The organism is Hymenobacter sp. (assembly GCF_035709525.1).
GTDB lineage: Bacteria > Bacteroidota > Bacteroidia > Cytophagales > Hymenobacteraceae > Hymenobacter.
Genome location: NZ_DASTEP010000084.1, coordinates 40,157 through 53,311 on the forward strand (window position 1 = coordinate 40,157; position 13,155 = coordinate 53,311).

The following is a 13,155-nucleotide window of genomic DNA, read 5'->3' on the forward strand; positions in this document are numbered from 1 at the left end:
GTAATTTATTCCTGTTTGAAGAAGCAAAGCTAGAGCCAACAAAAATGCCCGCACTGAGGCGGGCACTACATTTTGTTAGGAGAATCCTACGATATTTTCACCTCCTTAAAGCCTTGCTTTAAGCACGGTCTACAAAATCCGCAGCTCGATGCGGCGGTTTTGGGCGCGGTGGGCTTCGGTGTCGTTGGCGGCCAGGGGCTTGGTTTCGCCGTAGCCTTTGGCGCGCAGGCGGGTGGCGGGCACGCCGTGCTTGGTGAGGTAGTCGAAAACGGCCTGGGCGCGGCGCTGCGAGAGGCTAAGGTTGGCGGCGGGCGTGCCCACGTTGTCGGTGTGGCCGGCTACCTCCACGCGCAGGCTGGCATCCTGGCGCAAAAACTCCACGAGGCGGTCGAGCTCGGTACGCGAGCGGGGCTTGAGCACAGCTTGGTTGGAGTCGAAAAACAGGTTGTTCAGCACCGCGCTCCGGCCGCTTTTGGCGGGGTCGAGGTAGATGTCCAGCGTCAGCGGGTCGAAGTTTTGCTTGCCGGAATAATCGAAATTGAGGCTTTTGAGCAGGTAGCCAGGGGCGGCGGCGTACATGGCGTAGGCGCGGCCCTCGTTGAGCACGGCGGTGTACTCGCCGGTTTCGATATCGGAATATACTTGCTGCGTCAAGACATTGGTAGTGAGGTCGAACAGCTGCACCATCGCCTCGATGGGCTTTTTAGTAAGGGCGTCGAACACGCGGCCCTGGGCATAGGTGCTGGTTTCGCGGGCGCGGGCGCTGGCCGGCACCTCGCTGCCGTAAAGCATGATGGGCGCGGGCAGGCCGGGCGCATCGCCGGGCTGCGGCGGCTCGGTGCGGGTGTAGTAGGCGCGGCGGTTGTCGGAGCTGATGAACAGCGAAGCTTCGCGGGCAAACGTATTCATGGGGTAGCCCAGGTTGCGCGGGGCGCTCCACTCGCCTTTGTCACTCAGCTCAGTCCGAAAAATATCGGAGCTACCCAGCCCCGGCAGGCCGTTGCTGGCGAAGTAGAGCGTAGTGCCGCTGGCGTGGATGAAGGGCGCTTCCTCGTCAAACGGCGTATTCACGGGCGCGCCGAGGTTGCGCGGGGCGGTCCAGGTGCCATCGGGGCCGATGTTGGTCACGTAGAGGTCGTAGCCGCCCAGCCCACCGCCCCGGTTGGAGGAAAAGTAGAGCGTGCGCCCATCGGCCGACAGCGAGGGCTGGCCGTCCCACTGCTTGGAATTAACCAGGATGCCGAGGTTGCGCGGCGGCGACCACTTGCTGCCGCGCAGGTGCGAAAGGTACAGGTCGCAGTTGCCCACGCCGCCCTGGCGGTCGCAGGCCGTGAAAACCAGCGTCTTACCATCGCCCGAAATGGTGGCCGCGCCTTCGTTTTCCTTGGAGTTTATTTCCTGCGAAATCGACTTGGGCGCGCCAAATTTACCGGTGCTATCGACCGAGCTGATGAGCAAATCCTCGTTTTCGCGGCCCGGCTGCTCGGCATTGCGCCGCAGCGTGAATACCAGCGAGCGGTTATTGGCCGTGAGCACCGGAAAATACTGCGCCCGGTACTGATTGAGGGGCGCGGGCAGGCGCGTGGGGGCCGCGCCCGTGGGGTGCGCCATGGCCTCGGCCGCGAAGTCGCAATTTTGCAGTTGCAGCTTGGCGTTAGCGACCTGCTTTTTATCGGTTGGGTTGAGGCTGAGGTAGTTGGTATAAGCCTGGCGCACGGTGGCGTAGTCGCCTACCCGGCTTGCGAGCTGGCCCAGCACCAGGTAGTCGGTAGCGTGACTAGCCTCGACGGGCAACTTGCTGAGGCCGGTTTTGTAGGCTTCGAGGGCCTTGGGCTGGTCGCCGAGGGTCAGCAGCAGCGAGGCTTTGCGCAGGTAGGGCTCGCCGTAGTCGGGGAATTTATCGGTAAGCTGGTTCCACACCAGCAGGGCTTGCTGGGGCTGGCGGTCGCGGCGGTAGAGCTGCTGCGCTTTTTCGTAGAGGCTGCGGGCCTTGTTATCGGTGATGCTGGCGGGCACCGGCGCTTGGGCCGCGGCGGGCGCGGAAGCCAGGGCCAGCAGCAGGCCGGCCGGGAGCAGAAGTTTAGGCAACATAAGGTGGGAAAAGCGAGCGCAAAACGCGGTGGGCCACGGGGCCTGTTTGGGTAACGACCCCAAATGCCGGGCCGTTCCACCGAAACTTCACCGGCGAATCACAAAGATGCGGCCCGCGCCTGCCCCAGCCTACGGAATGTCGAGGTATTTATGCGTTTGCAGCGACACCTGCCAGCGCGGGTTAGCCTTCACGTAGTCGATGAGGGCGGGCGTCATGCGGGCGGCTCGGCTCCATTCGGGCTGGAGGTAGAGGCGCGTGGTGGCGGGCACCAAGGCCGCGTGCTCCTCGGCCCATTTGAAGTCGCTCTCGTTAAAGACAATGATTTTCAGCTCGTCGGCGTGAGCCAGCACCTCGGGCAGCGGAGCCTTGAACTTCTTGGGCGACACGCATATCCAGTCCCAGTTGCCGCTGAGCGGGTGCGCGCCGCTGGTTTCAATCCAGGTTTTGAAGCCGGCTTCCTGCAATGCTTTGGTCAGCGGCAGGCAGTTGTGCATCAGCGGCTCGCCGCCCGTGATGACGACATTACGGCCAGGATATTCGCTGGCCGCCGCCACTAGGTCGGCCACGGCCTGGCGCGGGTGCGCGTCGGCGTCCCACGATTCTTTCACGTCGCACCACACGCAGCCCACGTCGCAGCCGCCGAGGCGGATGAAGTAGGCCGCCCGCCCCGTGTTAAATCCTTCACCCTGAATGGTGTAAAACTGCTCCATCACGGGCAACACGGCCACGTTCTCGCTGGCCCCGAGGATGGGCAATTGACTTAATAAATCGGTAACTCCTGACATACTCAACTAAAAAACGGGCGTGACTTACGTCAACGCCCGAGGCGCAACCGGGGGTTCCGGCAACCCAAATTTACGACATAATGCGGGCGACTACGCGCTTATGACGGACCTTTGCAGTTCCGAACTGTGCGGCTGCGGGGTTCGGGGTTAGTTTAAATGAAGTCTGATTCGCGTTTTTCGTTGCCGGCGGTGCCGTCGGTTTTGTTTGCCATTTTGAGCGTGCAGGGCGGGGCGGCCCTGGCCAAAGGGTTGTTTCCAGTGCTGGGGCCGGCGGGTACTACTACCCTGCGCATCGGCATTTCGGCCTTGGTGCTGCTGGCCGTGATGCGGCCCCGCTTCAGCCAGTTGCAGCCCGCGCAGTGGCGGGCGGTAGTGCCCTACGGCCTGGCGCTGGGGCTTATGAATTTCTTTTTTTATTGCGCGCTGGCCCGCATTCCGCTGGGGCTGGCCGTCACGCTGGAGTTTGTAGGGCCGTTGAGCTTAGCGCTGGCCGGGGCCCGGCGCTGGTACGAGGTAGCCTGGGCGCTGCTAGCGGGCCTGGGCATTGCCCTGCTCGCGCCCTGGGGCGGGCAGGGGCCCGATATGCTCGGCATGGGCTTCGCGCTGGCGGCCGGGGGCTGCTGGGCAGTGTACATCGTGCTGGGCCAGCGCACGGCCGCCGTGCTGCCGGGCACGCAGGCGGTAGCCATCGGCATGGCGGTGGCCGCGCTGCCGGTGCTGCCCTTCGGCATTGCCAGTGGCAGCTTGCAGCTGCTCACGCCGCACTTGCTGCTGCTGGCAAGTCTACTGGCACTGTTTTCCAGCATCTTACCTTTCACCCTGGAAATGCAGGCCTTGCGCAAGCTACCCGCCCGCACCTTCAGCATCCTCATGAGCCTGGAGCCCGTGGCGGCGGCCCTCTCGGGCTGGGGGCTGCTCGGCGAGCAGCTCACGCTCACGCAGTGGCTGGCGGTGGGCTGCATCGGGGCCGCGAGTGCGGGCTCTACCTTCACGGCCCGCCGCCCGGCCGCCGCCGTGGGCGGCGAGTAGGCGGGCTCGCCTGGCGTGGCACCTCACCCCCTAGCCCCCTCTCCAAAAAAGAGGGGGAACTAGCTCTAGTTCTAGCTTCTAGAAATGATGGCTAAAACTAAAAACTAGTTCCCCCTCTTTTTTGGAGAGGGGGCTAGGAGGTGAGGTTCGCGCCCAGCAAATACTACTTCGGGTACACCTCGCCTTTAGCCGCGCGCAGCGTATTCAGCAGCAGCATGGCAATGGTCATCGGGCCTACGCCGCCCGGCACGGGCGTGATGCGCGAGGCCAGCGGCGCTACTTCGGCAAAGTTCACGTCGCCTTTCAGGCTAAAGCCTGATTTCTTGTTGGCGTCCGTTACGCGGGTAGTGCCCACGTCGATAACTACCGCGCCGGGCTTCACCATGTCGGCGGTCACAAACTCGGGGCGGCCGATGGCGGCCACGATAATATCGGCCTGGCGCACGATTTCGGGCAGGTTTTTAGTGCGCGAGTGGCAGAGTGTCACCGTGCAGTTGGCCGTTTCTAAGTTCTTGGCCAGCAAGATGCTCACCGGCGTGCCCACGATGTTGGAGCGGCCGATAACCACGGCGTGCTGGCCGCTGGTTTTGATGCCGGCGCGGGCCATCAGCTCCACGATACCCGAGGGCGTAGCGGGCAGCAGCGCGGGCAGGCCGGCCACCATGCGGCCCAGGTTGATGGGGTGAAAACCGTCCACGTCCTTCTCGGGGCGAATGGCTTCGATAACCTTGTCGGCGTCGATGTGCTTGGGTAGCGGCAGCTGCACGATGAAGCCGTCGATGTCGGCGTCCTCGTTCAATTGCTGCACCTGGGTTAGCAGTTCGGCCTCCGTAATATCATCTTCGAAGCGCAGCAGCGTGCTGGCAAAGCCCACGCGCTCGCAGGCCAGCACCTTGTTGCGCACGTAGGTTTCGGAGCCGCCGTCGTGGCCCACGAGGATGGCGGCGAGGTGCGGCACTTTCTGGCCGGCTTCTTTGAGGCGGGCTACTTCGGCGGCAATTTCAACTTTGATGTCTTCGGCGGTTTGCTTGCCGTCGATGAGGTGATTGGTGTTTTCGGGCATGTTTTGAAAATGGAATTTTTAATTTATTTGGCCATGCTGAACGCAGCAAAGTATCTTATGTGCTGCCATTTGCTTGCGTTATTGATTACTGCTCCACGCGAGATGCTTCGCTGCGCTCAGCATGACGGACGTTATTTGGCATACTACCCTACCTACCGCATAGCAATGCCAGCCTGCGTAAGCTGCTGGTAGATACTGGCCAGCAGCTCGCTTTTCAGCACCTGCTCCTGGCGGATGTTGTTTATCCAGAACTGCACTTTCAGGTCGTAGCCCTGCGGGTTGACGTTGCTGAGCAAGATTTCGGGGGCCACTTTATGCAGCGTGTTGGGGTGGTTCAGAATTTCGGCGCTGATGAGCTGGCGGGCCTGGTCGAGGTCGGCATCGGGGCCAAGGTTAATCGCCAACTCGCTGCGAATGTGGTTATTACTCAGCGTCCAGTTGATGACGTGGCCCGAGAGCAGGTCGCCGTTGGGCAAAATTACTTCCGAGCCCGACTGCGAAATAAGCTTGCTGGCCCGAATGCCGATGTCTTTTACCCGGCCCGCCTTGCCGTTGACCTCGATGTAGTCGCCAACCTGAAACGGTCGCTCAAAAATCAGAATCACGCCCGACACGAGGTTGTTGATGATATTCTGCAAGCCCAGGCCGATACCCACGCCAAGCGCGCCCAGCACGATGGCAATTTTATCGACCGGCAGGCCCGAGGCCAGCGTGGCCAGCAGCAGCCCCACCGCCAGGATGCCCAGCCGGATGGCCACCATCCAGGAGCCCTTGCGGTCGGTGTCGGCGTTGAAATCGTCGTCGGTTTCGCCGAAGAAGTAGCCCACGTATTTTTGCAGCTGGATGGTAGCCAGCACGATACCTACAAACAGCAAAATATTGCCGAGCGTAAACGTGGTGCTGCCCAGGCTGTGCGGGGCCGTGAGCACGTGCTCGCTGGTGCGGTACAGCAGGTTGTAGAGGTTGAGGTTGTTAGTAAACAGCATCAGCCAGAGCACGCCCACTACCACCGTGAGCGCCTTGCGCAGGCCGCTCTCCATTTTGCCGAAGCTAAACCGGGCGCTGGCCCCGCCGGCCACCCGGCTGCGCTGCACTTGCAGAAAAAACGCCTCGGTGCATACCCGCACGAAGGCCGACAGCGCCACGCCCTGCGTGAGCCCGAAAATAGCCGTGGTACTGAACATCTTGGCCAAACTCACGCGGCCATTGGCGTTGGCCAGCACGGCCAGCACCTGCAAGCCCACGAACAGCAGCGCCACCGGCCGCACGAAGCCTGCCAGCAGCTTGCGCTGCCGCAAAAAGCGCCAGAATTGCCAGCCCAGCCCGGCCGCCGCCCCATTGAGCAGCACCTCGGCCCAGCGCGCGCCCAGCCCCGGCGCCCGCGTGGTGTAGGCAAAGGTGAGCGCGAAAAACGCCCCCACGATGCCCAGCCAGTACCAGAACAGCGGCCGGGGCCAGCTGCGCCAGCCCAGCACCGACACCGCGGCCAGCAGCAGCAGTTGCAGCAAGGCCGTGTAAGCGGCCGGCGCATTCAAATCGAAAAACGGGGCCAGGCTGAACACCACCAGCAGCGCCGAGGCCACCGGCACGGGCCGCAGGTAGTACAGCCGGTGCTCGGGCAGCCGGAGCGGTCCGGCTGCGGGCGCGGGTTCGGCCGACGCCCGGCGTAGCGCCCGAAAATTGTTGAACACCCACCCGAAAAACGCCAGCGCCAGCAGCGCCATCCAAACCCAGTAGTCCCAGTTTTCGGCGAAATAGTAGCTCACCAGCGAGCGCTGGGCGGCGTAGGACTGGCGCACGAGCGCGCTCGTTTGCTCGTCGGCCACTATGCGGCTGGGGTGCCACAGCGGCGGCAGCTCGGCCTGGCTGCGGCGGTGGTTGAAGCGACCCATCTGCTCGCGCACCACGTCTTGCAGCTCCAGCACCTGGATGTAGCCGTCCGACACGCGGGTTTGCAGGCCAGTCACGGTTTGGCGGCTGCGGCGCAGCAGCGCGGTGGCCTGGTCTTCCTTGCTTTGGAGGCGGGCCAGGGCGCGGCCCACGGACGTGGTGGTGGGCGGGCGCTGGGCGGCGGGCGGCAGTTGGGTAGCCAGGGTATCGAGCCGGGCCTGCATGGCCGCGAGCTGCTTGCCGCCCTCGGCCAGGGTAGTGCGCCACTCGCCCAGCTGCGCCTGCATGTCGGCCAGCAGCACGCGGTACATCTGCAATTGCTTCACGTCTACCACGTTGCCATACTGGTCGAGGTTCTCGCGGATAACGTCGAGGTTATCCTCTACCGTGGGCAGGTCGTCGCTCAGGTCTTCGGTGTTGGTGGCGCGGCGGGCCGTGCCGTTGATGCGGCTCAGCACGAAATAGGCGCGCTCCACACGCTGGGCCAGCGAATCGGGCAGCACGGGCGGCGGCTGGCGGCGGGCTTTGGCCTGGGTAGGCGATTTGGGGGGCGCGGGAGCAGCGTAGGCTTCCATTAGCCCACCCATAAACAAGCCTAGTACTGCTAAACGAAAAACGAAAGCTAGAGCAGATAAACGCATTCAGGAACGCTAGAGAACCTAGTATCTTGGCGGAGGCTTTGCACCTTCCGATTAGCTACTTCTCTATTTATGAAACACTATTTTATTGTTTTAAAAAAGTATGCCAGCGTGGAAGGTCGGGCTAGCCGGGCCGAGTACTGGAACTTCTTGCTTTTCAACTACCTCGCATCCCTCGTCCTAGCATTCATCGAAGCTCGATTGCGCACCAACTTTCTTGTCGCGACCTATGCCACAATCGCCTTCTTCCCTGGCCTCGCCGTTGGCATGAGAAGAATGCATGACATAGGAAAATACGGCAGCTATTTTCTTATACCGGGATTCAACCTGCTGCTGGCGTGCTTTGCGGGCGATAATCATGCTAATGCATACGGCCCACCCGAGATGAAGCGGGGATAAAAGCACTTTTTATCCTTCAAGATACACCATTAAAAAGGCCGGCTCCTCACAGGAACCGGCCTTTTCGTTATCAGTCAATCTTGAGCACCGCCAGAAACGCTTCCTGCGGAATCTCGACCGAGCCCACCGAGCGCATCCGCTTTTTACCTTCTTTCTGCTTTTCGAGCAGCTTGCGCTTACGCGAAATGTCGCCGCCGTAGCACTTGGCAATTACGTTTTTACGCAGGGCTTTCACCGTTTCGCGGGCAATAATCTTCTGGCCGATAGACGCCTGGATGGCGATGTCGAACATCTGGCGGGGTAGCAGTTCGCGCAACTTTTCGCAGAGGCGCTTGCCCCACTCGTAGCTTTTGGAGCGGTGCACGATGGCCGACAGGGCATCTACCTTCTCGCCGTTCAGCATCACGTCGAGCTTCACCATGTCCGACTCGCGGTAGCCAATCAGCTCATAATCAAGCGAAGCGTAGCCGCGGCTGATGGTTTTGAGCTTGTCGAAGAAATCGAATACGATTTCCGAGAGCGGCAGCTCAAAGTTCATCTCCACCCGCTCCGAAGTCAGGTACGACTGCCCTTTGATGACGCCGCGCTTCTCCATGCAAAGCGTGATAATCGGCCCCACGTACTCCGAGGCCGTGATAATCTGCGCCTTGATATAGGGCTCCTCGATGTGCTTAATCAGATTCGGCTCCGGCATTTCGGAGGGCGCGTTGATAATGAGCTCCTGGTCTTTCGAGCCCGTAGCGTGAAACTGCACGCTCGGCACGGTGGTAATCACCGTCATGTTGAACTCACGCTCCAGGCGCTCTTGCACAATTTCCATGTGCAGCATGCCCAAGAAGCCGCAGCGAAAGCCGAAGCCCAGCGCCACCGACGTTTCGGGCTCCCACACCAGCGAGGCGTCGTTGAGCTGGAGCTTTTCCATGCTGCTGCGCAGCTCTTCGTACTCGGTGGTATCGACGGGGTAAATGCCGGCGAATACCATCGGCTTCACGTCGGCAAAACCCTGGATGGCTTCCGGCGTGGGGTTGCCCACGGTCGTGATGGTGTCGCCCACCTTCACCTCGCGGGCTTCCTTGATGCCCGAGATGAGGTAGCCCACGTTGCCGGCGCTCATTTCGGTGCGCGGCTCCTGGTTGAGCTTGAGCACGCCGATTTCGTCGGCGCCGTACTCCTTGCCGGTCGCCATGAAGCGGAGCTTGTCGCCCTTGCGCATAGTACCGTTTTTGATGCGGAACAGGACTTCGATGCCCCGGTACGAGTTGAATACCGAGTCGAAAATGAGGGCTTGCAGCGGGGCTTCGGGGTCGCCCTGCGGCGCGGGAATGCGCTCGCAAATAGCGTTCAGGATATTCTCAATCCCGATGCCGGCCTTGCCCGAGGCGTGGATAATATCCTCTGGCTTGCAGCCGATGAGGTCCACGATTTCGTCGGTCACTTCCTCCGGCATGGCGTGCGGAAGGTCGATTTTGTTGAGGACCGGAATGATTTCCAAATCGGCCCCAATGGCGAGATAGAGGTTGGAAATCGTTTGCGCTTCAATGCCTTGCGACGCATCTACGATGAGCAGCGCGCCCTCGCAGGCGGCGATGCTGCGGCTTACCTCGTAGCTAAAGTCGACGTGGCCGGGCGTGTCAATCAGGTTGAGCGTGTACAGCTCCCCTTTGTAGGGAAATTGCATCTGGATGGCGTGGCTCTTGATGGTGATGCCGCGCTCACGCTCCAGGTCCATGTTGTCGAGCAGCTGGGCCTGCATGTCGCGCTTGGCCACGGTGCTCGTGAATTCGAGCAGCCGGTCGGCCAGGGTGCTTTTGCCGTGGTCGATGTGGGCAATAATGCAGAAATTACGGATATTCTTCAATGCAGAGGCAGTTTTGTCGCCGCACGAAGATACGGCTAATTAGCGGCTACCCGTATGTTTGGGGCCGGGCCGATTACTGAACAGTACGCGCCGTGTCTGTCGTTCCGCCATTGGCTGCAAGCGGTGCCGGACAGCGCGGCCGGCGGCCCGTGCGCCAAGCCAGCACTCGTTATCTATACAGTATTTCAAAGCTACCCAAGCCCCGTGAAACCGACCCTATGCAGCTGTCTACCCCGTCCCCTGCTGGCGCTGCTGGGCTTAGTAGCGGCACTGAAGCTGGCGGGCTGCCAGTCGCCGCCGCCTACTTTGGCCCAGCACCCCGCGCCCCCACTGGCTCGCTACGTGGCCGAGCTGCGGGCGGCCCGCGCCCGGCAGCCCCAAGCGGCCCGCTACCACGGCCAGCTCGGCATCTTCGTGGATTTGACGCGCCCCGACACCGAAAACCGCTTTTTTCTGCTCGACCTGCGCACCGGCCGGGCGCTGGTGGCCGCGCCCTGCCTCAACGGCCGCACCGACCGGCAAGGCCGTGTGCGCTATTCTAACGAGGTGAACTCCAATTGCAGCTCGCGCGGCCTGGCCTGGACGAGCTACGCCGAGGCGTATCCGGGGCGCTTTGGCGTGGCCTACCGCCTGCACGGCCTCAGCGCAGGCACTTCTAACCTGGCCGCCCGCACCGTGGTGCTGCACAGTTGGCGGCACGTACCCGCCGCGCCCGTGGTGGCCGGGCGGCACCCCATCCAGAGTTGGGGCTGCCCGGCCCTGGCCCCCACCCGGCTGGCCGAGGTAGTGCAGCACCTGCGCCGGGCAGGCCACCACCGCGTGCTGGTGTGCCTGCGCTAAGCACCGGCCAGGCGTATGTTTGGCCATTCGTTCGGGCTTTACTTTTTCTTCTTTAGCTATCGCTGTGCAACCTACTTTTACCGACGCCGCCCACTCTTCTACTGCCGCCGTGCGCGGCAAGTTTCGCGTGGTTTTCCTAAATTCTACAGCCTGCTATCTTATTGCCTATCAGCTTATATCCTTTATTTACCAGGCGGGCACAGCGGCGGCGGCGCACCGCCTGGGCGTGCCCGGCACCTGGAACCTGGCCGGCGTGCGCTTTGAGCTGGGCGACAGCGGCTGGACGCAGGCCATAGTGCTGCAAGTGTACAGCGCCGGTCCGCTCCTGGCGCTGGCCGTGGGCGCGCTGGCCTTCGGCCTCTACTGGAAGCGGCAGCGCCACCGCCGGGGCCTGGCCAAGCTGCTGCTGCTGTGGGTGGTGCTGCACGCCCTGGGGGCGGTGCTGGGCGGGCTACTGGCCGACAGTATCACGCAGTCGGGCTCGTGGTACGTGCCCAACTGGCTAATCGGGGCGGGAGGCACCTGGCCCAGCATGGTGCTGGCGCTGCTGCTGGCAGCGGGGCAGCTGGTGCTGGGCTACGTGGGGGCCGTCGTGTTTTTGCTAACCCAGGACTCGCATACCGTGCTCCAGTTTGAGCGTCGGCCGCAGCTGGTGCGGGCCACCATTTTCGGGCCGTGGCTGGTGGGCTCAGCTCTACTGGCGCTCAGCAAATGGCCCTACCTAAGCCTGAATGAGGGGCTGCGCTACGCCACCCTGCTACTATTGCTGCTGCCGCTGGCGCTGGGCTGCCTGCAAGAATCATTCAACCAGAAAAAATGGACGCCCAGCCCCACCCGCCTGGCCGGGGGCCTGCTAGTGCTAGCCGGCCTGGCACTGGTAGCCTGGCGGCTGGCGCTGGCCGGGGGCGTGCGGCTGTAGCCAGGTGCTGCCAGTGATTACGGACTGAGTTTATAGGTAGTCCCGCGTTGCTTATTTTCTGTGGCTGCGCTTTCCGGGCATTCCCAGGAATGCTTTATCAGAAGGAGCCCCGCTTGCCCGCATTAGAGATACAGAAACGAGAAGGCCAGCAAACTAGCACTAGTTTGCCGGCCTTCCTGTTTTGCTTAGTCAGCTAATTGCTACCTGGCAGCAGCGGCTTGCTTACGCGTGCGTGCGGTCGAGCCACGACTGATGAATTTCTTCAAACGTGGTGCGCAGGTTCTTTGTAATATCCCACTGCGGGTAGTGCTGCTTCATCTTGCTCAGGTCGGAGATGTAGCAGATATGGTCGCCCGCCCGGTTTTGGTCGACGTAATCGTAGAGCATTTTCTTACCCGAAATGTCTTCAATCAGGCTGAATGCTTCCAGAATGGAGATAGAGTTATCGCGGCCACCCCCGATGTTGTACACCTCGCCTACGCGGGGAGCTGCCACGAAGGCTTCCATGAAGCTCACCACGTCGTGCGAGTGGATGTTATCGCGCACTTGCTTGCCTTTGTAGCCAAAGATGGTGTACTTACGCTCTTCCAGGTTGCACTTGATGAGGTAGCTGAGGAAGCCGTGCAGCTCAACGCCCGAGTGGTTGGGGCCGGTGAGGCAGCCGCCGCGCAGGCAGCAGGTCGGAATGTTAAAATAGCGGCCGTATTCCTGCACCATCACGTCGGCAGCCACCTTGGAAGCGCCGAACAGCGAGTGCTTCGACTGGTCGATGCTAAACGTTTCCTTGATACCATCAAAATAATCCGCATCCGCAAAGTCCCAGCGCGTATCCAGCTCCTTCAGGTTGAGGCGATTGGGCGCATCACCGTATACCTTATTGGTAGACATGTGGATGAAGATTGCCTCGGGGCAGTGCTGGCGCGTAGCTTCCAGCAGGTTGAGCGTGCCGCCCGCATTAACATCGAAGTCGTCGAAAGGACGGCTCGCGGCCAGGTCGTGGCTGGGCTGCGCGGCCGTGTGCGCGATAACGTCGGGGCGGATAGCCGCAATCGTTTCGCTGACGCCTTTACGGTCGCGGATATCTAGCTCGACGTGCTCAAAGTTTTTGTAATCAGCCAGCAGACGCTTCTGATTCCAACGCGTGTCACCATTGGGGCCGAAGAAGTCGGCCCGCATGTTGTTGTCGATGCCGTATACTTTCCAACCACTTTGGCAATATTTTCTAACAACTTCACTGCCAATGAGGCCACTAGAGCCAGTAACAAGAATTTTTTTCATGCTCACTATTTAACATGATGACCAGAACAAGGGGCTTTCGCTTATGCGAAAAAGCAGAATCGGTCACGTACTATTCTGCTTTACTTATAAGATTAGAAGGTTATTTAATTTGCGCAATCTGTTCGAGCACATTGCTTAGGACGTGCTGCCGGTCAAATTGCTGAACGTAGCGGTACGCGTTTTTCTTGTATACCTCAAAACTTTGCGGATTAGCCAGATAATCGCTTAGCTGCTTCTCCAACTGGTCTATTTTCCCAAAATCAGAAGAAATACCCAGCTTGTTTTCAGTTATGACTTTATAGATTTCCGATTCGGTATCGGCCGATACAAAGGTTAGCTTTTCCTTGGCCATGATACCGAGCAG

Annotated in this window: 11 protein-coding genes; 4 read left to right on the plus strand and 7 right to left on the minus strand. The window is 61.1% G+C overall.

The window, feature by feature from the left end:
- Nucleotides 1-129 precede the first annotated feature (129 nt).
- Entirely contained in the window at nucleotides 130-2,091 is a 1,962-nt protein-coding gene (locus VFO93_RS07395) for an OmpA family protein (protein ID WP_325133713.1), read from the minus strand.
- A gap of 129 nt (nucleotides 2,092-2,220) precedes the next feature.
- Entirely contained in the window at nucleotides 2,221-2,802 is a 582-nt protein-coding gene (locus VFO93_RS07400) for a 7-carboxy-7-deazaguanine synthase QueE (protein WP_325133723.1), read from the minus strand.
- A 231-nt stretch (nucleotides 2,803-3,033) separates the two neighbouring features.
- Here VFO93_RS07400 and VFO93_RS07405 point away from each other — a divergent pair, with 231 nt between their 5' ends.
- Nucleotides 3,034-3,906, plus strand: a complete 873-nt coding sequence (locus tag VFO93_RS07405) for an EamA family transporter (protein WP_325133714.1) — start codon at nucleotides 3,034-3,036, stop codon at nucleotides 3,904-3,906.
- 163 nt (nucleotides 3,907-4,069) lie between these two features.
- Here the strand turns inward: VFO93_RS07405 and VFO93_RS07410 are convergent, their stop codons facing one another.
- Together VFO93_RS07410 and VFO93_RS07415 are read right to left on the minus strand one after the other, a co-directional pair.
- Nucleotides 4,070-4,969: a bifunctional 5,10-methylenetetrahydrofolate dehydrogenase/5,10-methenyltetrahydrofolate cyclohydrolase gene (locus VFO93_RS07410; RefSeq protein ID WP_325133715.1), complete on the minus strand. Its 900-nt coding sequence runs from the start codon at nucleotides 4,967-4,969 to the stop codon at nucleotides 4,070-4,072.
- 152 nt (nucleotides 4,970-5,121) lie between these two features.
- Nucleotides 5,122-7,434, minus strand: a complete 2,313-nt coding sequence (locus VFO93_RS07415; RefSeq protein ID WP_325133716.1) for a mechanosensitive ion channel domain-containing protein — start codon at nucleotides 7,432-7,434, stop codon at nucleotides 5,122-5,124.
- A gap of 135 nt (nucleotides 7,435-7,569) precedes the next feature.
- Here VFO93_RS07415 and VFO93_RS07420 point away from each other — a divergent pair, with 135 nt between their 5' ends.
- Nucleotides 7,570-7,896 (plus strand): DUF805 domain-containing protein, encoded by a 327-nt coding sequence (locus VFO93_RS07420; protein ID WP_325133717.1) that lies wholly within the window; start codon nucleotides 7,570-7,572, stop codon nucleotides 7,894-7,896.
- Between the two features lie 70 nt (nucleotides 7,897-7,966).
- Here VFO93_RS07420 and lepA read toward each other — a convergent pair whose 3' ends face one another.
- Entirely contained in the window at nucleotides 7,967-9,754 is a 1,788-nt protein-coding gene (gene lepA / locus VFO93_RS07425; protein WP_325133718.1) for a translation elongation factor 4, read from the minus strand.
- A 204-nt stretch (nucleotides 9,755-9,958) separates the two neighbouring features.
- Here lepA and VFO93_RS07430 point away from each other — a divergent pair, with 204 nt between their 5' ends.
- Both VFO93_RS07430 and VFO93_RS07435 read left to right on the plus strand, forming a co-directional pair.
- Nucleotides 9,959-10,594: a murein L,D-transpeptidase catalytic domain-containing protein gene (locus VFO93_RS07430; RefSeq protein WP_325133719.1), complete on the plus strand. Its 636-nt coding sequence runs from the start codon at nucleotides 9,959-9,961 to the stop codon at nucleotides 10,592-10,594.
- Nucleotides 10,595-10,658: 64 nt separating this feature from the next.
- Nucleotides 10,659-11,513, plus strand: a complete 855-nt coding sequence (locus tag VFO93_RS07435; protein ID WP_325133720.1) for a hypothetical protein — start codon at nucleotides 10,659-10,661, stop codon at nucleotides 11,511-11,513.
- Nucleotides 11,514-11,735: 222 nt separating this feature from the next.
- Here VFO93_RS07435 and VFO93_RS07440 read toward each other — a convergent pair whose 3' ends face one another.
- Nucleotides 11,736-12,791, minus strand: coding sequence for an NAD-dependent epimerase/dehydratase family protein (locus VFO93_RS07440; protein ID WP_325133721.1), 1,056 nt, complete (start codon nucleotides 12,789-12,791; stop codon nucleotides 11,736-11,738).
- Nucleotides 12,792-12,891: 100 nt separating this feature from the next.
- Nucleotides 12,892-13,155, minus strand: a 264-nt coding sequence (locus VFO93_RS07445) for a hypothetical protein (RefSeq protein WP_325133722.1), incomplete at its 5' end; no start/stop codon positions are given.

Bases quoted from the DNA above. Each gene is read 5' to 3' on its own strand.
- VFO93_RS07395 (WP_325133713.1), bottom strand. From the start codon at position 2,091: ATGTTGCCTAAACTTCTGCTCCCGGCCGGCCTGCTGCTGGCCCTGGCT.
- VFO93_RS07400 (WP_325133723.1), bottom strand. From the start codon at position 2,802: ATGGAGCAGTTTTACACCATTCAGGGTGAAGGATTTAACACGGGGCGG.
- VFO93_RS07405 (WP_325133714.1), top strand. From the start codon at position 3,034: ATGAAGTCTGATTCGCGTTTTTCGTTGCCGGCGGTGCCGTCGGTTTTG.
- VFO93_RS07410 (WP_325133715.1), bottom strand. From the start codon at position 4,969: ATGCCCGAAAACACCAATCACCTCATCGACGGCAAGCAAACCGCCGAA.
- VFO93_RS07415 (WP_325133716.1), bottom strand. From the start codon at position 7,434: ATGGAAGCCTACGCTGCTCCCGCGCCCCCCAAATCGCCTACCCAGGCC.
- VFO93_RS07420 (WP_325133717.1), top strand. From the start codon at position 7,570: ATGAAACACTATTTTATTGTTTTAAAAAAGTATGCCAGCGTGGAAGGT.
- VFO93_RS07440 (WP_325133721.1), bottom strand. From the start codon at position 12,791: ATGAAAAAAATTCTTGTTACTGGCTCTAGTGGCCTCATTGGCAGTGAA.